This is a genomic window from Nocardia sp. NBC_00511 (genome assembly GCF_045161165.1).
Classification (GTDB): domain Bacteria; phylum Actinomycetota; class Actinomycetes; order Mycobacteriales; family Mycobacteriaceae; genus Nocardia.
Genome location: NZ_CP107849.1, coordinates 2,772,968 through 2,793,895, shown reverse-complemented (window position 1 = coordinate 2,793,895; position 20,928 = coordinate 2,772,968). Strand labels below are relative to the sequence as shown.

At 69.7% G+C, this 20,928-nt stretch carries 24 protein-coding genes and 1 pseudogene; 10 read left to right on the top strand and 15 right to left on the bottom strand.

Annotated elements, in window-relative coordinates:
* Positions 1-23: 23 nt before the first annotated feature.
* Positions 24-824, top strand: a complete 801-nt coding sequence (locus OG300_RS13310) for an ABC transporter permease (RefSeq protein WP_405498544.1) — start codon at positions 24-26, stop codon at positions 822-824.
* A 66-nt stretch (positions 825-890) separates the two neighbouring features.
* Here the strand turns inward: OG300_RS13310 and OG300_RS13305 are convergent, their stop codons facing one another.
* Positions 891-1,226 carry an RNA polymerase-binding protein RbpA gene (locus OG300_RS13305; protein ID WP_405495646.1) on the bottom strand — a complete coding sequence of 112 codons (336 nt, stop codon included), beginning with the start codon at positions 1,224-1,226 and terminating at the stop codon, positions 891-893.
* A gap of 263 nt (positions 1,227-1,489) precedes the next feature.
* On the opposite strand from OG300_RS13305, the gene OG300_RS13300 reads away from it, so the two are divergent.
* The gene (locus OG300_RS13300; RefSeq protein WP_405495644.1) at positions 1,490-1,816 is read left to right on the top strand and encodes a hypothetical protein; all 327 of its coding nucleotides are present in this window, start codon (positions 1,490-1,492) and stop codon (positions 1,814-1,816) included.
* Here the strand turns inward: OG300_RS13300 and OG300_RS13295 are convergent.
* Both OG300_RS13295 and OG300_RS13290 read right to left on the bottom strand, forming a co-directional pair.
* Positions 1,767-2,810, bottom strand: a complete 1,044-nt coding sequence (locus OG300_RS13295) for a hypothetical protein (RefSeq protein ID WP_405495642.1) — start codon at positions 2,808-2,810, stop codon at positions 1,767-1,769. The genes OG300_RS13300 and OG300_RS13295 overlap by 50 nt on opposite strands.
* Before the next feature lie 194 nt (positions 2,811-3,004).
* Positions 3,005-3,679, bottom strand: coding sequence for a M23 family metallopeptidase (locus OG300_RS13290; RefSeq protein ID WP_405495640.1), 675 nt, complete (start codon positions 3,677-3,679; stop codon positions 3,005-3,007).
* Positions 3,680-3,862: 183 nt separating this feature from the next.
* Here OG300_RS13290 and OG300_RS13285 point away from each other — a divergent pair, with 183 nt between their 5' ends.
* Positions 3,863-4,192, top strand: coding sequence for an ArsR/SmtB family transcription factor (locus OG300_RS13285; RefSeq protein WP_405495638.1), 330 nt, complete (start codon positions 3,863-3,865; stop codon positions 4,190-4,192).
* Positions 4,193-4,208: 16 nt separating this feature from the next.
* Here the strand turns inward: OG300_RS13285 and OG300_RS13280 are convergent, their stop codons facing one another.
* The 4 genes from OG300_RS13280 to OG300_RS13265 are packed head-to-tail and all read right to left on the bottom strand — an operon-like array spanning position 4,209 to position 6,640.
* Positions 4,209-4,514 carry a hypothetical protein gene (locus OG300_RS13280; RefSeq protein ID WP_405495636.1) on the bottom strand — a complete coding sequence of 102 codons (306 nt, stop codon included), beginning with the start codon at positions 4,512-4,514 and terminating at the stop codon, positions 4,209-4,211.
* A 6-nt stretch (positions 4,515-4,520) separates the two neighbouring features.
* Positions 4,521-5,981, bottom strand: a complete 1,461-nt coding sequence (locus tag OG300_RS13275; RefSeq protein ID WP_405495634.1) for a hypothetical protein — start codon at positions 5,979-5,981, stop codon at positions 4,521-4,523.
* Positions 5,982-5,985: 4 nt separating this feature from the next.
* Positions 5,986-6,282, bottom strand: coding sequence for a WXG100 family type VII secretion target (locus OG300_RS13270; RefSeq protein WP_405495632.1), 297 nt, complete (start codon positions 6,280-6,282; stop codon positions 5,986-5,988).
* 28 nt (positions 6,283-6,310) lie between these two features.
* Complete coding sequence (locus OG300_RS13265; protein WP_405495630.1) at positions 6,311-6,640, bottom strand: WXG100 family type VII secretion target; 330 nt, start codon at positions 6,638-6,640, stop codon at positions 6,311-6,313.
* Between the two features lie 172 nt (positions 6,641-6,812).
* Between OG300_RS13265 and OG300_RS13260 the strand changes: the two genes are divergently transcribed.
* Positions 6,813-7,430, top strand: coding sequence for a class I SAM-dependent methyltransferase (locus OG300_RS13260; RefSeq protein WP_405495628.1), 618 nt, complete (start codon positions 6,813-6,815; stop codon positions 7,428-7,430).
* A 60-nt stretch (positions 7,431-7,490) separates the two neighbouring features.
* Here OG300_RS13260 and OG300_RS13255 read toward each other — a convergent pair whose 3' ends face one another.
* Positions 7,491-8,477, bottom strand: coding sequence for a glycosyltransferase family 9 protein (locus OG300_RS13255; protein ID WP_405495626.1), 987 nt, complete (start codon positions 8,475-8,477; stop codon positions 7,491-7,493).
* Positions 8,478-8,665: 188 nt separating this feature from the next.
* Here OG300_RS13255 and OG300_RS13250 point away from each other — a divergent pair, with 188 nt between their 5' ends.
* Positions 8,666-9,016, top strand: a complete 351-nt coding sequence (locus tag OG300_RS13250; RefSeq protein ID WP_405495624.1) for a hypothetical protein — start codon at positions 8,666-8,668, stop codon at positions 9,014-9,016.
* On the opposite strand, the gene OG300_RS13245 is transcribed toward OG300_RS13250, so the two are convergent.
* On the bottom strand, positions 8,994-9,698 hold the full coding sequence (locus OG300_RS13245) for an SGNH/GDSL hydrolase family protein (protein WP_405495622.1): 705 nt from the start codon (positions 9,696-9,698) through the stop codon (positions 8,994-8,996). The genes OG300_RS13250 and OG300_RS13245 overlap by 23 nt on opposite strands.
* The gene (locus OG300_RS13240; RefSeq protein WP_405495620.1) at positions 9,695-11,155 is read right to left on the bottom strand and encodes an MFS transporter; all 1,461 of its coding nucleotides are present in this window, start codon (positions 11,153-11,155) and stop codon (positions 9,695-9,697) included. The genes OG300_RS13245 and OG300_RS13240 overlap by 4 nt, the downstream gene beginning before the upstream one ends.
* Before the next feature lie 114 nt (positions 11,156-11,269).
* On the opposite strand from OG300_RS13240, the gene OG300_RS13235 reads away from it, so the two are divergent.
* A complete protein-coding gene (locus OG300_RS13235) occupies positions 11,270-11,899 on the top strand; it encodes a TetR/AcrR family transcriptional regulator (RefSeq protein WP_405495618.1) in 630 nt (209 codons plus the stop codon).
* Positions 11,900-12,008: 109 nt separating this feature from the next.
* Here OG300_RS13235 and OG300_RS13230 read toward each other — a convergent pair whose 3' ends face one another.
* The 4 genes from OG300_RS13230 to OG300_RS13215 form a co-directional block, all read right to left on the bottom strand.
* On the bottom strand, positions 12,009-12,344 hold the full coding sequence (locus OG300_RS13230; RefSeq protein WP_405495616.1) for a YnfA family protein: 336 nt from the start codon (positions 12,342-12,344) through the stop codon (positions 12,009-12,011).
* A gap of 74 nt (positions 12,345-12,418) precedes the next feature.
* The gene (locus OG300_RS13225) at positions 12,419-13,615 is read right to left on the bottom strand and encodes a Dyp-type peroxidase (RefSeq protein WP_405498543.1); all 1,197 of its coding nucleotides are present in this window, start codon (positions 13,613-13,615) and stop codon (positions 12,419-12,421) included.
* A gap of 94 nt (positions 13,616-13,709) precedes the next feature.
* Positions 13,710-14,276, bottom strand: coding sequence for a copper chaperone PCu(A)C (locus tag OG300_RS13220; RefSeq protein WP_405495614.1), 567 nt, complete (start codon positions 14,274-14,276; stop codon positions 13,710-13,712).
* A 101-nt stretch (positions 14,277-14,377) separates the two neighbouring features.
* The gene (locus OG300_RS13215) at positions 14,378-14,929 is read right to left on the bottom strand and encodes a hypothetical protein (RefSeq protein WP_405495612.1); all 552 of its coding nucleotides are present in this window, start codon (positions 14,927-14,929) and stop codon (positions 14,378-14,380) included.
* A 119-nt stretch (positions 14,930-15,048) separates the two neighbouring features.
* Between OG300_RS13215 and OG300_RS13210 the strand changes: the two genes are divergently transcribed.
* From OG300_RS13210 to OG300_RS13200, 3 genes are all read left to right on the top strand, one after another.
* Entirely contained in the window at positions 15,049-15,759 is a 711-nt protein-coding gene (locus tag OG300_RS13210; protein WP_405495610.1) for a response regulator, read from the top strand.
* Between the two features lie 116 nt (positions 15,760-15,875).
* Positions 15,876-16,808 (top strand): ATP-binding protein, encoded by a 933-nt coding sequence (locus OG300_RS13205; protein ID WP_405498542.1) that lies wholly within the window; start codon positions 15,876-15,878, stop codon positions 16,806-16,808.
* Positions 16,809-17,049: 241 nt separating this feature from the next.
* The gene (locus OG300_RS13200) at positions 17,050-18,849 is read left to right on the top strand and encodes a DUF4153 domain-containing protein (protein WP_405495608.1); all 1,800 of its coding nucleotides are present in this window, start codon (positions 17,050-17,052) and stop codon (positions 18,847-18,849) included.
* Between the two features lie 89 nt (positions 18,850-18,938).
* Here the strand turns inward: OG300_RS13200 and OG300_RS13195 are convergent.
* Positions 18,939-19,145 (bottom strand): annotated as a pseudogene (locus OG300_RS13195) (MerR family transcriptional regulator); the annotation flags it as partial.
* 90 nt (positions 19,146-19,235) lie between these two features.
* Between OG300_RS13195 and OG300_RS13190 the strand changes: the two are divergent.
* Entirely contained in the window at positions 19,236-20,903 is a 1,668-nt protein-coding gene (locus tag OG300_RS13190) for a bifunctional 3'-5' exonuclease/DNA polymerase (protein WP_405495606.1), read from the top strand.
* Positions 20,904-20,928 lie beyond the last annotated feature (25 nt).

Here is a 20,928-nt window from a genome sequence, read left to right as displayed (position 1 = left end):
GTCGTGAACGAGCGGCGGGCCCGATGCTGCTGTTACCGCGCGTGATTCGCGACAGCGCCATCGTCGCCTACCGCAACCTGCTGACCATCCTGCGGGTGCCGACCCTGCTGGTGTCGGCCACCATCCAGCCGCTGATGTTCGTGTTCCTGTTCGCCTACGTCTTCGGCGCGTCACTCGGCGGCGGCGAGTACCGGGAATTCCTGCTCGCCGGAATCTTCACGCAGACAGTCGCTTTCAACGCCGCGTTCACCACCGTCGGCCTGGCCAACGACCTGCACAAGGGCATCATCGACCGGATGCGAACGCTGCCCATGTCGCGGCTGGCGGTGCTGATGGGCCGCACCCTGTCCGATCTGGTGGTCAACTTCCTGGCCCTGGCGGTCATGGTGGCGTGCGGCTACTGCGTGGGCTGGCGGATCAACGGCTCCATCGCCGACGCCGTGCTCGCCTTCGCGGTGATCCTGCTGTTCGCGTTCGCCATGTCCTGGGTGGGCGCGATCACCGGCCTGATCTCGCCGAGTGTCGAGGTGGCCCAAAGTGCCGGGCTCATCTGGCTTTTCCCGCTCACCTTCATCTCCTCGGCGTTCATCTCGGGGGAGACCCTGCCCGGCCCGCTGCGCGGCGTCGCCGCCTGGAACCCGATCACGGCGGTCTCGGCGGCGGGCCGCAAGCTCTTCGTCAACGGCTCCCCGCCGTCGTTCACCCCCGCCACCGGCTGGCCCGCCACCCACTGCGTCGAATACTCGGTGCTGTGCTCGATCGCCATCCTCGCCGTGGCCGTCCCGCTGGCCCTGCTGCAGTACCGCAAGGTCGCCAGCCACTGACCGCCGATACACAAAAGTCCCCCGCACCGAATTCGGTGCGGGGGACCTCGGCATGTGTGGAGCCGATCAGCCGCGGCGGCGGCTCTTGATCAGATCCATGCGCTCCTGCAGCAGTTCCTCGAGCTCTTCCTTGCTGCGACGCTCGAGCAGCATGTCCCAGTGGGTGCGCGGGGGCTTGACCTTCTTGGGCTCCTGGGTGGTGCCCTCGAGCAGGATGCCCTCCTGCCCGTTGCGGCACAGCCAGGTGGGGGGAATCTCGGCGTCGTCCGCGAAGGGGACGTCGAACTCCTCGCCGTTCTCGGTGCGGTACCGCGCCATCCGACGTGGCGCCAGGTCGTGGTCGCGGTCGGTCTCGTAGCTCACCGCTCCGAGTCGAGAGCCCCGGAGTACGCGATCTGCCATGGGTGCGGTCCCTTCTCGCCTGTCGGCAATGTTCTACATCAGTGTCACTTGCAACTTGCTGATACTGGATCAACGTCGCTGCGTAAGTTTCGGTTCCCGTGGGGAGAACCGTTCCATCCTACTCTTTGCCGACGGTCCCCTCCGCCCCACCCGCGTCGCCTGCGCTCCGCAGTCCGAGTCGCGCACGCGACGCGCCGTGAACCACTGCCGTTTCGGCGTGCCCGGTGTGTGCCGGGGCATGTCCATGACTAAGGTGACGGACCATGTCTCGCCGCGTGCTGTCCTGCTGCAGTTGGTGTGGGAGGGAGATCGCCGAATCCGAAATCGGACGCCGCCGTCGGTACTGCCGGCAATCGTGCCGTCAGCGTGCGTACGAACATCGAAACAGCGTGAAGGGCACCGGCATTCCCGATGACGCCGTGGTGCTCAGCGCGCAGGAGGTGGCGGATCTGTCCGACCGCTGGTTCGCGGCCCGCTGTGCGGCCGAGGACGTCGCCACCGCGGTCTCCGAAGGCGCGGAAATGATCGAACTGGCCGATCTCACCGCGACATTGGTGGCACTGACGCGTGAGGCGGAACGACTGCGCTGACCGCCGTGGGCGCGAAAGCGGGTGTCGCGGTGGCGAATCGGTACACCAGCGCGACACCGGCGGCCGTGACCGCCAGCAGGATGCCCAGCGCGGTCAGCGTCGCGGCATCGGGCGCGGTGACCGGTTGCCCGCGCAGCGCCTGCCACGCCAGCACCCCGACCAGTCCGGCATAGGCCAGCGCCAGCACCCCGATCAGCCGGGCACGCGTGCGTTCGGTGCGCAGCCACGGCACGCGCGGGGCCAGCCATCCCAGCACGAAGGCGGCCACGATCAGCGCCTGGATGCCGTGCAGGCCGACGAAGTGCGGGATGCGCAGATCGCCGCCGACCGTGCTCCAGTGCGTCACCGGCAGGCCCGGGCCGCCGTCGCGCACCAGCGGCTGACCATGGATGACGGTGTGCCCGGCCGCGAGGTCGACCGGGTGTCCGTAGGCGTCGGTGGTCTGCTGCTTGCCGGTGAAGCCCATCAGATAGCCGAGCCCCATCCCGACCACGGCGATGCCGAGCCCCGCGCGAATGGCGCGGGAGGTGGGCGCGTCGGTGACCCGCTGCCACGAAAGCGTCACCGCGATCACCAGATTCGCCAGAAACAGGCCCGGCACCCCGGTCATGAACACCAGCTGTCCGATGTGGTTGACGGAGTCGGTCTGATCGTTGAAGTGACTGAACGTCCCGCGCGCGGCCTGCAGCACGATGAACCCGACATCCAGGACGGCGGTGGCGGCGAACATCGTCCCCATCCACCAGGTCAGCCGCTGCCCGCGATGCGGGAACGACAGCAGCCAGGCCAGGGTCCCGGTGTAGAGGGTGAAGGCGAACGCGAACTTCAGCGGTTTCAGCCACACCGATTCGTGCAGCAGGATGCGGCCGTCGAAGGCCATGGCGCACAGGCAGAATACGGCCAGCGCGGTCATGGCGGCGGTGGCGACGAGCAGGGGGCGATGCGGTCGCCGGGCGGTGAGCGGTCCGGGGGCGAGGGGAGCGCGCGGTGTCATAGCGGTGACGCTAGGAGCGTGCCCGGCTCGGCCACGTCCCCCTGCGGTGCCGATCGCGGTCTCATACCCGGGTATGACAACAGCCCCGGCGGTATGAGCCGGGGCTGTGTTCGGGGTCCGCCGAAGCGGTTGTGGCGCAAGCCGATCCGAGTGCCCCTCATCGGCCTCCGGTGCGGCGGTGGTGCGCTCGCGGGTCAGCCGACGGGCATACCGCGCTGTTCGAGCCACGGCAGCGGATCGACCTGCACGCCCGGGCTGGTGTGCACCTCGTAGTGCAGGTGCGGTCCGGTGGAGTAGCCGCGGCTGCCGACGGTGGCGATCAGATCGCCCGCGCGCAGCTGCTGGCCGACCTGCACCAGGATGTCCTGCATGTGGCCGTAGACGCCGATGGTGCCGTCGTCCTGCTGCACCCGCACCCACAGGCCGAACCCGGAGGCCGGGCCCGCCTCGATGACGGTGCCGTCGGTGACGGCCGCGATCGGCGCGCCGAAGCCGTCGCCGAAGTCGATCCCGGCGTGCATGGCGCCCCAGCGCATGCCGAAGCCGGAGGTGAGCGGTCCGGCGACGGGCCGCACGGTCTTGGGGCGGGCCTGCTCGGCGGTGAGCCCGGCCAGGAAGTCGAGGACCTCCTGCGGCACGAACTGCGGCATCTGGGCCTCGCGCGGGGTGAAGGCGGTGAAGTCGGCGGTGTGCTGCGCGGCGACGGTGGTGATGTCGTCGCTGGCGGAGACGCGGGCGGCAGTCGGGTCGGCGGCGGCGAGCACTCCCATGGAGGCGCCGATGACGGCGGTGACGGCCACCGCGCGAGTTGCGGCCGACCGGGACCGGGTGGCCCGAGCGAATCGGGATAACGGAACGGTTACGGACATGTCTCGAACGTACGAGATGTTATAACCAGTTGAGAAACCGTGTGGGGACCGTCACTTCGCCGTGAAACGCCAGTTCGGCGGTTACGGCCAGGTAACGACACGCAGGTAATTTCCGGATGACCTAGGCGAGACGTGCCAAGCGGTGTATTGACCCCGAGATCATCTCGCGGGCACACTCGTTAAGTGCCCACTAACGGAGTTCAAGTGCTGCGCGCGCTCGCCGACAACACCCGCCGCGCCGTCTTCGAAGCCCTCCCGCAGGGTCCGCGCGCGGTCGGCGACCTGGCCGCCGACCTCGGCATCACCAGCTCGGCGGTCTCCCAGCATCTCAAAGTCCTGCGCGAAGCCCGCCTGGTCATGATGCAGCCCGACGGCAACCGCCGCCTCTACTCCCTGGACCCGCGCGGCCTCGCCGATGCCCGCGACTACCTCGAACAGTTCTGGCCCAGCGCGATAGCCGCCTACTCCGCCGCCCTCTCGGCCGCCCGCACCGACCTCTCCCCGGACAACTGACGCAATCGGTCTGGTGTCACTGCTGTTCGGCGGAGTTGTCCGGTCCCTGGTCTGGGACCAGACGGCCGTTCTGGTCGTACCACTGGCGGGTGACCGGGTCTCGGGTCCAGCCTTCGAACTCGGTGCCTTCGTGATCGTTGCTGAATCGGCCCCCGAACCCGGGCGTCGTGCCGTCGGGTGCGGGGGGCGCGGTGCGACGGCGGTTCTCGAACTCTTCGAACATGCGATCCGCCGCTGCCAGCTCCTCGTCGGAGGGCACCAATCCGAGCTGTTCGGATTCCTCGGCGCTGTAGAAGAGTTTGCCGCCGAACTTCTCCGGCATGATTTCCTACCTCTCCACCATCTTGATGACCGTCCGGCCGGTTGCCGGGTCGAAGATCTTGGATCGTACGAAAAAGTCTGTGCCCGAAGGGAACAGGACTTCATCCGGGGTTCCGTACTGTGAATAGTTCCGTCCGGTCTTGCTCAGGATCTGGAACTCCACATCCGAGTTCAGCACAGTCAGCTCGTTGACTCCGGCCGGATTGGTACTCGACGAGGTGAACCCCAGCTCTGTGGTCGTCTTGCCCGGCTCGTACCGAGCCAACTCCTCGGGCGTGAGGTTGGTGTGCCGCATCACCGGGCCCTCATGGGCGGGCAGCTTGCCCAGCGCCTCATTCAACGCGTCGATCTGGCGCTGCTGTTCGGCTGTGGGCGGGACGTCGCCGCGCAGTACCCGGGTCAGGCTGGTGCCGCGAGTGTCGCTGGGTCCCTGAAGTAGCACCTGACGGTCGGCGGCGGTGAGCTTGCTGTCCGCCGTTGCGGCGGCGCGGACATTGTCGCCGAGTCTGGTGATCGCCCGCAGATCCTGGGTGTGTCCGGCGATATCCTGTTCGAGCTTGATTCCGGCTTCGAGCTTCTTCTTGCCTTTCCAGGCGTCGATGATCAGCCGGATCGGTCGCGCGAAGCGGGCGGCGATCTCGACGACCCGGGCGCTGGCCACCGCGGCCCCGATGCCGAAGGTGATCAGGCTGGCGGCGATGCCGATGGCCGCGGTGATCGCGACCTCTTTCAACAGTTCGCGACCGAGCTCCTCGAGCTTGGCCTTCAGATCGTCGCGCAGCGCGCCCAGTGACGTGGAGTGATCCCGGCACGCGGTCGCCAGGGTGGTGAACACCGCGGGCACCGCGTCGGCGGAGGCTTTGAGTTTGCGCAGATCCGATTCGATGAAATCGAGCTCGGGAGAAGCGATCTCGTCGAACAGGCCGGTGATCCGGTCCAGTTCGCCCGCCAGACCCGCGACCGCGGGCAGGGTCTGCAACTGTGTCCACACGTCGGCGACGGCCGCGAGTTTCGCGGTGTCGCCGTTGGGCACGGTGATGCCCACCTTCTCCGCGAGCGCGACCGCGTCGTCGAGCCCGTTGGACGGTCCGCCCGCCGAGGGCAGCGGGACCCGGCACAGGTAGACGGCGGGCGTGGGTGCGGGCGGTGGTGGCGGGGGTGGGCTGTCGATGCCGTATATGGAGGCGTGTTCGGCCGCGGCGTGGTTGTAGCCGAGGTTGCGCAGCACGTCGGCGTAGGAGTCCATGGCTCCGGCCAGGGTGGTGGCCAGATCCAGGGCGTCGGCGGCGTGCTGGTCGTAGGAGTCCGCCCATTTGGTGGCCTCGCTGTAGGTGCCCGCCATGTGTGCGCCCGCGGTCAGCGCCTGCCAGTGGCCGTCGACGCCGCTGAAGAAGTCGGCGGCCGCGGTGTGCAGGGCGTCGGCGGCGTCGTAGAACACCGTCGGTGCGATCGCGAGGGCCGAGGTCACCGCGTCACCGTCCGAGGATGCGCAGGTTGGTGGCGACGGCGTCGGTGTAGTTGCGGTGTGCGGCCGCGGCGGCGGCGCGCATGGCCTCGATGCCCTCGGCCGCCTCGCCTGCCGCGGCGAGCCACTGCCGGTGCGCTTCGGCGTGCCGGTCGGCGGCGGGTCCGCTCCAATTCGTGTGTGCCGCCGCGATACGCGAGTCCACCCCGGCCAGTGAGTCGTCGAGGAAGCCGCGCAGGGCGGCGATGCGCGCGGTCACCTGTTCGAGGTGCGCGAGGTCGACGCGGTAGCTGTAGTCGCTCAAAGTCTTTGCTGTCCTTGGGAGTTCGTGGTCAGGGCAGATCGAGAGAGCTCTGCCGGCTGCCGATCGCCGCGGCGTTGGCGTCGTCGAGTTCGGTGTAGGACGCCGCAGCCACGCCCAACAGTTCGGCCATGGTGTCGAGGGCTTTCAGGACGTCGACCGCGCCCCTGCGGGTCTCCTCCCAGCCCTCGCCGTAGGCGTTGGCCGCCGCTCCGGTCCAGCCCGACAGCAACGATCGCACCTCGGAATCGGCGGAACGCACACCGTCCAGCAGATTCTGAGCAGTCTGTTGTACGAACGTGCCCGTGTCGCCGACTTCGGCCGGAACCACCGCGAACCCGCCACCGGCCGCAGCCACCACAGCGCATCTCCTCCCGAATCCACCCGAATTCGCACTACTGGCAATCCAGCAGCAAGCTCGAACGCACAGGATTTCACGAGCCGAGCCCGCGGTGTCAGGCGGCCCGGCCTGTCGGGGCCGCCGACGCGCCGCCGGGTTGCGGCACCGGCCGACCGCCATCGAGGATGGGTTTGTGCTGGACTACGACGACGAGGCCACCGTGTACGACCGCACGCGGGGTGGGGTGCCGCGGGCGCGGGCGGCGGCGGGCGCGTTGAACGGGCTGCTTCCCGCGGGCGGTGTGGTGCTGGATCTGGCTGTCGGAACCGGCATCGTCGCAGGGGAATTGGCGAGGTTGGGGCATCGGGTGATCGGACTCGACCTGTCGCGCGGGATGCTCGAGCGTGCGGCTCTACGGCTGCCCGGACGGGTGCTGCGGGCGGATGCGACCGCGCTCCCGATCGCCAGTGGCAGTGTCGACGCGGTCACCGCGGTCTGGTTGCTGCACCTGCTCGACGATCCCGAACCGGTGGTCACCGAGGTGGCCCGGGTGCTGCGGCCCGGTGGACTGTTGCTGACCACCGTCGACAAGAACGCGGCGATGCGGGTGGCGGCGGGTGCGCCGCCGCAGGCTCGGGAGCTGCCGTCGGACAGCTGTTCCCGGCTCACCGCGCTCGGTGCGCGATACGGCCTCCGATTGGCTGCCGCCACTTCATTTCTCGGCCACGGCCAAGGGCAGCCCGGACACGACGATCCGAACTATCCGGTGCTGGGATTGCGACGCGACGGTCCGGGCGGCATCGGACAGTAGCGGGTGAGTGCGGATTCCCGTGGACATCGACTCCGGGGCGAGGTCTGCGGGGATCGCGGGTTATCCGACGCGGCGGTAGGTCGGTTGACTGCGGCGGTCCAGGCCGGTGCCCGGCCAGGGGCGTTTGCGTAGTTGCTTGTCGATGGCGTTGATCACCTCGGGCACACCGATTTTCAGCAGACCCGGATCGATGCTCTGCGCGTCGGGGTCGCCGATCTGCCCGGCCCACAGCACGGCGTGGCGGCCCAGCAGATGCGGTGGCGGGCCGCTGCGGCTGGGCGGGGTGGGCCCGAACAGCAGCACCGTGCGGGTGCCGAAAGCCGTTGCGAGATGGGCGACTCCGGTGTCACCGGACACGACAAGGTCGGCTTCGGCGACGGTGGCGGCCAATTCGATGAGGTTCTGCTGTCCGGCGAGCACGCGGTCCAGGGACAAGCCCGCGCGGGCGGCGACGGAGAGCGCGGTCTCGCGTTCGGATTCGTCACCGGTCAGCACCACTTCGCGGGCCTGCACCAGCAGATGCCGGACCACGGCGGCGAAGCGGTCGGCGGGCCAGCGCCGCGCGGGAGAGCCCGCGCCGATGTGCACGACCACGCAGTCGCGGTGGCTGGTGGTGGCGACCGGCGGCACCAGTCCCAGATTGCGGCGGTCGGCGGTGATGCCCTCGGATTCGAGTAGATGACACCAGCGTTCGACGTCGTGCATGTCGGTGTCCCACTCGGGACCGCTCAGCTCGGGGAAGGCCGAATTGCGGTAGGTGAGGATGCGGTCGGGGCGGGTGCGGACCAGCTGGCCCAGCGCGTCGGCGGTGCCGTCGAGGTTGACGGCGAGCGCGGGCTTCTCGCCGTCCCAGCGCACCCCGAGCGGGTCGACCACGGGCACCATCTCGTCGACCGAGGCGATGAGATCGACGATCGGTTTCAGGCGATGGGGTGCGGCCAGTGCGATGTGGTCGTCGGGCCGGGCCCGTCGCAGTGCGCGCAGCGCGGGTACCGCGGTGAGCAGGTCACCGAGCCCGCGTGCCCGCAGCACTAGTACAACCGCCACCTGAACTCTCCTAGCCGGCCACACTGCCCACGACGCGACGACCCTCCAGGACACATGAGAAGAGCCATTGGATCCGGGTTACCCGGCCCGCAGCGCTGCGAAACCCGCTACGCAGGGCCATCAGCTGCGGATTCGCGAGGTACTACCGGTTGTCGTTGTGACCGGTTCGTCCACTAGCGTGTGCAGTCATGACCTTCGTCTACAACCTCATGGTGACCGCCCATCTGCTGGGTATGGCGGCCGTCGTCGGCGGGTATGTCGCCGGGCAGCCGCGAGTGTCCGAGCTCATGGTGTGGGGTGCGCGGATCCAGATCCTGACCGGCATCGTGCTGGTCGGTATGGCCGAGTCGATCCACTCGCTCGGCAAGGACCCGAACATGCCGAAGATCATCACCAAACTCGTTGTCGCCGTACTGGTCGCGGCGTTCGCGGAAATGGGTCGCGCGGATGCCAAGCGCGGCAAGGACGTCGCGTGGATGACGCACGCCGCGGGCGGGCTGGCGATCCTCAACGTGTTCATCGCGGTGCTCTGGCACTGAGCCGGTCCTCGACCAGCCGTGCCGGAGTTTCGCGCGCGGCTTGGCGGGCAAGGTTTTTCGCGAGATCGGCGGCGACGACCGCATGCCCGGCCATGGTCAGGTGGATGCGGTCGGCGCTGAGCCAGTTCTCGCGCAGCCGCGCCGGGTGATCCCAGAATTCGGTGAGAACGGAGTCGTGGCGGTGCGCCACCCGCCGCACCGCGTCCGCGAATCCGGCGAACAGCGGCCGGAAGCGGGACATGCGGCCGGTGAAGGCGTCGGCGAGGGTGAACATCGACAGGCGCGCACCGGTGTCGGCGATGACCCGGGCACACAGGTCGTCGAGGGCGGCCTCGACGTCGTCGAGATTCGCGTCGCGTACGAAAAGGTCGTTGCCGCCGCAACTTACGTGCACCAGATCCGGCTGGAACTCGGTGAGGGCGTTCATCTGCTGGTCGGCGACCTCGGCGATGAGTGCCCCCATGCGGCCGGTATTGAGGTAGGCGGCCTCCGGGTGCGCGGCGGTCAGCCAGCGCCCCAGCCGATGCGCCCACGGCACGGTGTCGTAGCCCGGCCACGGGTCGCCGGTGCCCTCGGCGGTGGAATCGCCGATCACCGCCAGCCGCCGCCACGGCACGGCCGCGAGCATTTCCGTTGCGGCAGCGGCGGACAGGGTGAACGGGTCGATGGCTTCGATGCTCATGCGAGGGACTCCTGACTGCGGACGGGCAGGGCGGCGAGCACGGCGGTCGCGACCGCGATGGCGCCGCACACGGCGAACAGGGTGTGGAAAGCGGTCAGCGGCTGCCCGGGATTGGCGGCGAAGACCGCGGCCAGGATCGCGACCCCGAGTGCGCCACCGGATTGGCGGGCAGTGAGATTCATGCCGACCCCGGCCGCGAAGCGCTGCGGCGGCAGTGAGCGCGCGGCCGCGGTGCCCAGCACGGTGATCAGAATCCCGATGCCGCCGCCGCCGAGAATTCCGGCGGGCACCCACGCCGACCACAGCGCGGGCGTGCCGTTCCAGGCGTCGGTGGCCATGTAGAAGGTGGAGGCCGCGAACATCAGCGCCCCGAGGACGCCGAGCCACCGCTGGGCGGCGACCGGTGTGCGCCCGGCGATCACCGCGGTCACCATGGACGCGATCGCGCCGACGGTCATGGCCGCCGCCGATTGCAGGACGCTGTAGTGCCAGACGCTGTCGAGCCACAGCGGCCCGGCCAGCAACCACGCGAACATGCTGGCGCCGAACACGAATGCGGTCGCGTTGACCAGTGCGTAGCGGTGGCTGCGCCACAGTCCGACCGCGATGGCCGGTCGCGCGTGCCGCCCCGATCGCCACAGCGCCAGGCCCAGCAGTGCGAGTCCGGCGAGCCCGCACACCAGGGTGCGCCAGTCGCCCCAACCCCACTGCTGGCCCTGGGTGACCGCCGCGACGATCGCCCCGATGCCGAGTGCCGTGGCGGCCGTGCCGAGCAGATCGGGCAACCCGTCACCGTGACGGATGTCGCGGCGGGTGAGCGTCCACCCGGCCACGATCAGCAGCAGGCAGATCGGCACATTGATGACGAAAACCGAACGCCAGCCGAACCAATCGACCAGTGCGCCACCGACTGCGGGCCCGACGGTGGCGGCGAAGCCACCGGCAGCGGTCCACCCGGCCATGGCGACGCCGATGCGTTCGGGCGCGGTCACGCTCAACACCACGCCGAGTCCGGCGGGTATCAGGAACGCCGCGGTCGCACCCTGGAGCAGTCGTGCGGCGATGAGCCAGTCCGCGCCGGGCGCGAGCGCGCACAGCAGCGAGGTGAGCGCGAATCCGGCCAGGGCGTAGAGGAATACGCGGCCCCGCCCGAGCGCGTCCGCCAATTGTCCGGCGGGAGTGAGGAATGCGGCGAAGGCGACCGCATAGCCGCTGACCACCCAGGTCAGCGTGCTGGGTGCGGTGTGCGGGTAGTCGCGGGTGATTTCGGGGAAGGCGATATTGACCACGGAGAGATCGAGAAACGCGACGAATGCGGCACCGCAGGCGACCAGCAGCGCGCGCCGGGCCGCGCTGGACCCGGGTGTTTCAGGGCTCGTGGAAGGTGTTGCGGGTGAGTTGGTTTCGCGCTCCGGGTGGGGTGGGGAGATGTCGTGGCGGGCGGTGACGTCGGTCATGGCAGCGCTTTCGACGTAGCTGAATCGGAATGAAACTGTACGCACGATCGTGCGTATTGTTGAAAAGTACGACCGATCGTGCGTTTATGCAAGACCTGGTGCGAAGATGGAGGAGTGAGCGACGTGCAGCAGCCTGCCGAGCAGGAGATTTCCGATCAGCGTCTGCTGAAGGGCGCCCGAGCCCGCGCGACCATCGCCCGGCACGCCGCCGAGGTCGCCTCGGTCGAGGGGCTGACCGGGCTGAGTCTCGGTCGGCTGGCCGGCGACCTCGGCGTCAGCAAGTCCGGGGTGGCCACCCTGTTCGGAACCAAGGAGAACCTGCAACTGGCCGCGGTTCAGTCCGCCCGCGAGCTGTTCATCGAACACGTGGTCCGCCCCGCGCTGAGCCAACCGCGTGGCATGCCGCGCCTGACCGCGCTACTCGACCACTGGTTCGACTACCTCGCCGAACCCTGCCTGCCGGGCGGTTGCTTCCGCGGGGCCAGCGTCCCGGAATTCGACAGCCGCCCGGGCCCGGTGCGCGACGCCCTGGCCGCCGACCGAGCGGACTGGTTCGCCGTCCTGGAGAAGGAAATCGGCCGTGCGCAGGAGCAGGGCTACGCCACCGGACACGACCCGCATGCCCTGGCCTTCCAGTTCGAAGCCCTGATGGCGGCCGCGAACCTCGCCACCCGCATGGGCGATGAGACCGCGCTGGGCACCGCGCGCACCATCATCGACGGGTTGACCGGGGCGAAGTCATAATCGGTTGCCCTCGTGCAAGTGTGCATCGAATGCGTGAATGCGCCTCCGGCGCAGGCGGTTTCACGTGAAGCCGACGCGCGCGTCGCCTCCGGCGTGTCGGATGGTCGGGTCAGGCGGAGCGGGGGGCGTACATGATCAGGGCGACGCCGAGCACGCAGACCAGGGCGCCGGTGATGTCCCAGCGGTCGGGGCGGAAGCCGTCGAAGGCCATGCCCCACAACAGGGATCCGGCGACGAACACGCCACCGTAGGCGGCGAGGATGCGGCCGAAGGTGGCGTCCGGTTGCAGGGTGGCGACGAAGCCGTAGAGGCCGAGGGCGATCACACCCGCGCCCATCCAGGCCCAGCCGCGATGCTCGCGCACCCCCTGCCAGATGAGCCAGGCCCCGCCGATTTCGGCGACGGCGGCGAGCCCGAACAGCACGATCGATCGCAGGACGGTCATGGGGATCAACCCTAGAGGTGGAGAGATTGCGACCGGTCGAACCACCCCGGGGGTGGTCCGACCGGTCCGGATAGCTAGTTGTCCGTGGACTTCTCGAACAATTGCTGCCCGAGGTATCCGCCGGGGCCGGGCACGCCGGGCGGGATCGCGAAGACCGCCGAACCGACCGGTGTCGTCCACTGGTTGAGGGCGTCGAACTCCGCGAGGCGCTGCTGCACGGGTAGGTACTGGGCGTCGATGTCGCGGTGGAACGTCGCGAACAGGAGTCCCGAATTCGACAGCTGCCCGGGTGCGGGCGCGTCGTCGTAGTTGAAGCCGCGGCGCAGGAACCGTTCTCCGTCGTGCGCGTGGTGGGCGCGCGCGATGTGCGAGGACGGCGGAATGAGCGGGATGCCGTACTGGTCGGTCACCGTGAAATCGGGTTCGTCGAATTCACCGCCGCCCGACAGTGGCGCACCGGTGTTCACGGTGCGGCCCACGGTGATCGCGCGCCCGTCCTTGTCGAGTTCGTCCCAGGTCTCGAGGTTCATGGCGATGCGCCGCAACACCATCGAGGTGCCGCCCGCCAGCCACCGCTGTGCCGCGCCGTCGTCCCACACCAGACGCTCGAAATCCGGTGTGCCCGGGACGATGTTGACGGTGCCGTCCACCGAACCCATCAGATTGCGCATGGTCTGGCCTTTGGCGGCATTGCGGAAACCGCGCTGCACCCAGCGCACGCCGACGAGGGATTTCACATGCTTGGACAGCACCCGCACGGCGTGCGAGACCGTGGTGGCCTCGTCGGCGCAGATCTGCAGCAGCAGATGCGCACCGGTGTAGGCGGGGTCGAGGCGGTCGATGCTGTAGGCGGGCAACGGTTTCAGCCATGCCGGTCGTTGTGCGTCGAGCCCGGCGACAGCGAACACTTCGGGTCCGAAGCCGACGGTCACGGTCAGTCGAGCCGGGCGCAGCGCCAATTCCGGTTCGGTGTCGGCGAGCGCGGGCCTGCCCTGGGTCAGTCGCACGGCATCGTCGGTCCAGATCTTCAGCAGTCCGATGATGTCGTCACGATCGGTGCCCGGATGCAGGTCGAACCCGACGAACGCGGCATGCCCGGGTGGATCGGTGGCGATGCCCGCCTGATGCTGACCGTAGAACTCGACCGTCTCGGCCGCCGGATCGCGGTCGTGTTCGCGGTGGGCGAGAGTGGCCGCGCCCCAGCCGATCCCGGCGGCCCCGGCCACTCCGGCAGCAGCCGCGCCGCCGCCGAGCAAGCGTCGCCGGGACAGTCGAGCCGAACGCGGCCGCTCGGGTCGCGGAGGCTCGGGTCGCTGCTGTTCGGCTGCGGCGGAAGGCTGTTCGGCCGGGGCGGAAGGCGAGTGCTCAGCCACCGTGGTTGGCGTTGTCGCCGGAGGGTGCGTAGTTCTCCTGACCGCCCGCGAAGTCGCGGACCTGCGCGGTGACGGTAGTGGTCGACCCGTCGGAGAAGGTCAGCGTGATGGGCGTTTCCGCGCCGGTGCGCAGCGGCGCCTCGAGCCCCATGAACATCAGATGCTCGCCGCCGGGTTGCAGGGTCGCGCGGCCGTGCGCGGGGATGGTGATGCCACCGGCCTTGGGGCGCATCTGCTTCTCGCCCGCCCCGTCGGGCACGACCTCGTGGATTTCGACGGTCGCCGAGGCCGGGCTGGCGGCGGCGACCAGGTTGACCGGTTGGTCGCCCTTGTTCTCGAGGGTGCCGAACGCGGCGGACATGCCGGAGTCGGCGGCCTTGATCCACTGATCACTCATGCTGACCTGGCTGGCGGCCCGCGCGGGTGTGCTCGAGGTGTTCGACGACGAACAGGCCACCGGCAGCAGTGCCAGGGTGGAAACGGCGGCAACCGCGCCGACGCGGTGCGCGAAACCTCCGGTGCGCGAACGCCGGACACGACTGCGGGGGAACTGGGACATGAGGTATCTCCGATTCTCGGGAGCGGGGGAGGACACCCCGTACTCCGGGCGCGGTGAAACCTGGTGCGCGGCACACACTGTCGTGCCGAGGATGCGCGGTATTACGCCCGAGCGAGGTGTGAGAGCAGCGGAGCGTTTCGGGGCGGGCCGCGACGGCCCAGACCCGGGGTGACCAGCAGACGCCGCACCTCGGCGCGATCGTCGCGGGTACGCGGTGTGAAAGGTCCGGCCGTCGGTCGCAGCGCTTCGGCCAATGCCAGCATGAACCGCCGCACGCTGGTGATCGCGCGGCGCAACCCCACCTCGGCGGCCCGAATGGCCAGTGCGCCGAGCGGAATCGCCACCAGGTGTGCCACCAGCATCGACGGCGACGAGGCGTGATGGTGATGCCCCGGCGACATCGACAGCGTGAGATGCCCGATGGTCTGCCCGGCGGCCAGCATGCCCATCACCGAGACGAGTCCCGGCCGGGCAGCCCGCACGGCCACGACGACCCCGATCAGCGTGCACGCGGCCAGCAGCAGAGCCAATGCGGACCCGTCGAGCCCGCTCGCGCCACCGCCGAGGCCGTGCGCGAGAATCGCCACCGCACCGGAAGCCGCGCCGACGGCAGCGCCGCGCAGGCGCGCGGTGTGATCCGTCGATGAGCGCACCCGGACATGCTACGACGCGGCGTCGTGGGCGGAGTTTCCAGGTGGTAGCGCCGGGGTCTCCACACAATCTTCACAATCGGCGCGAACCATCTCCACGGCCGTTGCCTAGTGTCACCTGCATGGAACACAGTCCGTCGCGCACCGCCGCCGCCGGGAGTCCGGCGCCCCGGCGCATTCTCGTGGTCGAGGACGAGCCGACCATCGCGGAATCCATCGCGGCCCGGCTGCGCGCCGAAGGTTACGCGGTCGACATCGCCCACGACGGTCCCGCCGCCGTAGCGGCCGAGGCCGCGAGCGATCCGGACCTGGTGGTGCTGGATGTGATGCTGCCCGGATTCGACGGCCTGGAGGTGTGCCGTCGCATTCAGGCGCGGCGTCCGGTGCCGGTGCTCATGCTCACCGCCCGCACCGACGAGACCGACATGCTGATCGGGCTCGGCGTCGGCGCGGACGACTATCTGACCAAACCGTTCTCGATGCGGGTGCTGGCCGCGCGCGTGCACGCCCTGCTGCGGCGGATCGAGCGCAGTGCCGCGCCGGGGGCCGCGATCGTCGTCGGGGATCTGCGCATCGACACCGATCAGCGCCGTGTCTGGCGCGGTGAGGACGAAACCCAGCTCACCCCACTGGAATTCGAGCTGCTGGTGCATCTGGCGCGGCGGCCGCGCACGGTGCTGGCCCGCGAACGGCTGCTCAGCGAGGTGTGGGGGTGGGCCGACGCGTCCGGCACCCGCGCGGTCGACAGTCACGTGAAAGCGTTGCGCCGCAAGCTCGGCGCGGACCTGATCCGCACCGTGCACGGTGTCGGCTACGCCTTGGAGACCCGATGACCGCCGAACTCGACAGCCCGGCGGCGGGCCGCTTCGATCGCCTGCGCGCGATCCCCTTGCGGTGGCCGCGTCCGCTGGACCGGGTGCGTTCGATCAAACTCAAGCTCGCGATCCTCATGCTGGTGTCGGGTGCGGTCGCGTTCGGATATTTCGCGTTGCGGATCGGCTGGCTGCCGCAGAACACCACCCTCGCCGCCATGCTGATCGCCCTGTTCACCTCGCAGGTGCTCGCGCACGGGATGACGCTGCCGCTGCGGGAGATGACCGCCGCCGCCAAACGCATGGCGCAGGGCGACTATTCGCGGCGGGTGCGCGCCACCTCCCGCGACGAGGTGGGGCAGCTGGCCGAAGCGTTCAACCAGATGGCCGCCGACCTGGCCGCCGCCGATCAGCAGCGGCGCGAGTTCATCGCCAATGTCTCGCACGAATTGCGCACGCCCATCACGGCTTTGGGGGCGGTGCTGGAGAACCTGGTCGACGGCGTGTCGCAACCGGATCCGGCGACCCTGCGCACCGCGCTCGCCCAGACCGAACGACTCAGCCTGCTGGTGAGTGAACTGCTGGCGCTGTCGAGCGTGGAAGCCGGTGCGGTGGCGCTGGATCGGGAACGCTTCGCCCTCGAGCCACTGCTGAAGGAGGTGGTCGCCGAGGCCGAGGTGATGGCCGCCGCCGTCGACCGTCCGGTCCGCTTCACCATCGCCGTCACCGGAGCGGGCCTGACCGTGGACGCGGATCGTGCCCGCCTGCACCAGGTGCTGCTCAATCTCCTCGACAACGCCACCCGCCACGGTCCAGCTTCCGGCGAGGTCCGCATCGAGGCCCGCCCCGACCGCACCGGCCTCGTCATCGATGTCGCCGACGACGGACCCGGCATCCCCTTCGCCGACCGCGCCCGCGTCTTCGAACGCTTCACCCGCGGCATGCCCACCTCCGGCGGGGGCACCGGGCTGGGCTTGGCCATCGCCCGCTGGATCGTCGAACTGCACGGCGGCAGCATCGCGGTCGCCGACCCTGGTTCCCGCATCCGCGTCACCTTGCCCGCAACCTGATCCGGCTCCCGGCGTTCCGCGCCGGATGAGCTGCCCGACAACAACTTTCCGAATAGTTCCTCGCAGATGCCCGGTGCGCCTCGCGCACCCGGGATGATCCCGCATACCTTCCGGAGGTTCCGTCATGCCCGAAAGACCCCCAGTCACTTCCGAAACAGACACCACCGCAACCTTTTCCGACCCATATCCGGGACCGGATGACGTCCCGGTCTACCGCCCGTACCCGATGCGCCTCCAGCCGATGCGGCCTGCACCGCGCTCCGCCCGCATCGCACTGGTACCCGGTGTCCTGTCCGCCACCCTCGCCACCGGTGTAGTCGCCGCTTTCCTCGTACCCGTCGACCGCCCGGGCCTGGGTTGGCTACTGACCGGACTGGCCACCGCAGGCGCTGTGTACATGGTCGACCGCCACGCCCGCCGCGCGACCTCCACCACGAATGAAATGGACGGCAGCGAGGCCGCAGCGGACGAAGCCACATTCGATTCGACTGGCGCGCAACGCCACACCGATGATGCGCCCGATACCCAATTGATGGGACAGCGTCGGGCCAGTGACGAGCCCGACACGGTGGCGGTCGGAACAGGCCGTGGCTGTGATGGGCCCGCCGCCGTGACCGTTGTTCAGGGGCACGGTGGTGACGAGTTCGACATCGTGACCGCCGACGATGAGGCAGCCTCCACGGCTGTCGGTCCGAGCGGTGTCGGGACCACTGATCCGGGCGGATTCGATGATGAGTCGGACACCGACGCCGCGCGGTCTGCGAATTCGGATGGTGAGGTTGCCGCACCGGCCGGTGTGTGGCTGGATGCGCGCAGCCGCGCCCTGCTGGGGCGGATCTGGTGGGCGGGACTGGCCTTGGCCCTGCTGGGCGTCGGCGTGATCCGCGGCGCGCCTTGGCTTTTCGTGCTGTGTGTCCTCGTCGCCGGTGTCACGGGATCGCTGGCCGTGGTGGGGAAACGGTCGATGTACGGGCTGCTGTTCGACGCGCTGATCGTGCCGTTCGCGGCGACCACCGTGCTGCCGTGGCTGGCTGGCGGGGTGCGCCGGGCGCGCGGCTGGTCGGCGGAGGGTTCGCGGCGACTGTGGTGGTCGCTGGCGGTTACGGCGGGACTGCTGCTGGTGTTCGTGCCACTGCTGGCCGGAGCCGACCCGGTGTTCGCCGACCTGGTGAACGGACTGGTACCGCGGGTGGACGCGGCCGCGCTGACCCGCTGGTCGCTGGTGTTCGTCATCGCCGGGCTGGGCACGGCCGGAGCGCTCTATGTGCTGGCCGGGCCGCCGCCGGTCGCGGAGGGCGCGGGTTCGATGCTGGGACAGCGGGTTCGACGGTTCTCACAGCTGGAGTGGGGTATCCCGGTGGCGGCGCTGATCGTGGTGTTCGCCGCGTTCCTGGGCACCCAGATGGCCGTGCTGTTCGGCGGTGACGGCTACGTGCAGCGCACCGCCGGTCTCACCTACGCCGAGTACGCCCGCAGTGGTTTCTGGCAGTTGTCGATCGTGAGCCTGCTGGCGTTGGCGGTGATCGCGGCGGTTCTCGGTTTCGCCGCCCAGGTGGTGAGCGCGGAACGGGTCCGCCTGCGGTTCGCGGTGGCCATCCTCAGTGTCCTGACCCTGGTGATCGTGGCCTCGGCGCTGCATCGTATGTGGACCTATCAGCAGGCGTACGGGTTCACGGTGCTGCGGGTGCTGGTCTCGGTGGCCGAGGTGTGGATCGCGGTGGTGTACCTGCTGGTGCTGGCCAGCCTGGTACGCCTGGATCGCCGCTGGGTGCCGCGTGCGGCGCTCGGCGCGGCCGCCGCCACCCTGCTCGTACTGGCCGTGCTGAACCCGGAACAGTATGTGGCGGAACGCAATATCGCCCGCTGGCAGTCCGGCAGGTCCCTGGACGCGGACTACCTCGGCACCCTGTCCACCGATGTCCTTCCGGCCATCGACCGGCTGCCCCCCGCCGAACGCGACGAGATCGCCACAGCTGTCCGCGCCCGCCTCACCCCCGACACCTGGTATTCCTGGAACCTTTCCCGGGCCCGCGCGCACTGACCCCGATCACCCGGTGGGGAGGGTGGCGCGGACGGCGAGGCCGACCAGCTAACGCAGCGAAAGTCCCTGCGCGACTACCGTTCCTGGCCGGCCACGCGGACCGGTCCCAGTCCCAGCTCCCGCAGCAGCAGGATGCGCTGCAACCGGACCAGGGCTCCGGCGTCGTAGTAGCGCATGCCGTTGGCTCCGGTCCGGCTGGGCGTGAGCAGACCGGTCTGGCCGTAGTGGCGCAGGGTGCGGCTGGTGGTGCCCGCGGCCTTCGCCAATTCCTCGATGGACCATTCCTGTTCGTTCACGCTCACCAGCGTGCGGGTTGACGCCGCGTCAATGTCAACACCCGGTCCGGGATGGCCGGGCTTGTCGGGGGCGGGTGCCAGACTCGGGGCATGCGATGGGCGGTGGCGGAGACGGCGGACGGTGCCGTGCGGCTGTGCCCGTTGGACCGTGACGGACGACCGGCGGGCCCGGTGCTGCGGGAGGCATCGCTGGTGGAGGCGGTGCGGGCGCGGCCGGAGGTGGAGCGGTGGGTGTGGCGCTCGACGGCGGAGGTGTATCGGCCGCTGCTGGCAGCGGGGGTGCGGGTGGCGCGCTGCTACGACGTGGAGGCGGCCGAGTCGCTGCTGATCGGACACGAGGAGGGGCAGGCCGGGCAGGCCCGGTCACTGGCGGCCGCCTGGGCGCGACTACGCGGGCTGCCGGTGCCCGCGGATCCGCCGCTGCGCGCCGCGGAGACCCAGCCGTCGCTGTTCGAGTCCGGGCCGGTGCCGCTGCCCGCGGGCACCGACGAATTCGACGCGCTGCTCGAGGTGTACGCGGGCCAATTGCGACGCACCGCGCGCGCCGAGCATCCCGACCGGATGCGGTTGCTGCTGGCGGCCGAGTCGGCGGGGATGCTGGTGGCGGCGGAGATGTCGCTGGCCGGAATCCCGTGGCGGGCCGATGTACATCGCGATCTCCTCGAAGAGCTACTGGGGGAACGGTTTCCGGGCGGGATGGAGCCGCGGCGGATGGCGGAGCTGGCCGATCAGGTGTCGGCGGCGTTCGGCACCCGGGTGCGGCCGGACCTGCCGCAGGAGATCGTCAAGGCGTTCGGGCGCGTCGGCATCGAACTGGCCTCGACGCGGAAATGGGAATTGCAGCGGGTCGAGCATCCGGCGGTGGGACCGCTACTGGAGTACAAGTCGCTCTACCGGGTCTACACCGCGCACGGCTGGTCGTGGCTGGCGCAGTGGGTGCACGACGGCCGCTTCCGGCCCGAATATCTGCCCGGCGGCACCGTTTCGGGTCGTTGGACCACCAATGGTGGTGGGGCACTACAGATCCCGAAGGTGATCCGCCGCGCCATCCGCGCCGATCCGGGCTGGCGGCTCGTAGTCGCTGACGCCGCGCAGATGGAGCCGCGGGTGCTGGCCGCCATCTCGCGGGATCGCGGCCTGATGGAGGTGGCCGGGCGCGGCGACGACCTGTACGCGGACCTGGCCGCGCGCGCCTTCGGCAGTGATCGCGCCCAGGCCAAGATCGCCATGCTGGGTGCGATCTACGGGCAGACCTCCGGGGACGCCCTCACCCATATGGCCGAGCTGCGCCGCCGCTTCCCGGCCGCCATGGCCTACGTCGACGATGCCGCGCACGCCGGTGAGGAGGGCCGCCTGGTGCGCACCTGGCTGGGTCGCACCTGCCCGCCCGGCACCGTCACGGGCTTCGAGGAGGACGAACCGCACGCCCTGCCGCGCAATGGTTTCGGCACCACTTCCGCGGCCCGCGCCCGTGGCCGCTTCACCCGCAATTTCGTCGTCCAGGGCAGTGCCGCCGACTGGGCGCTGCTGCTGCTTGCGGGTATCCGCACCACGTTGACGCAGGCCGACCTGCGTGCCGAACTGGTGTTCTTCCAGCACGACGAGGTGATCGTGCACTGCCCAGAGGAGGAGGCCGCCACGGTGGTGGAGGCGATCACCGCTGCCGCCGACACCGCGGGCGAACTCGCGTTCGGCCGGACCCCGGTGCGCTTCGCGTTCACGACCGCCGTGGTCGAGTGCTACTGGGACGCGAAGTAATCCACCGGATTCGATTGCGCCCCGG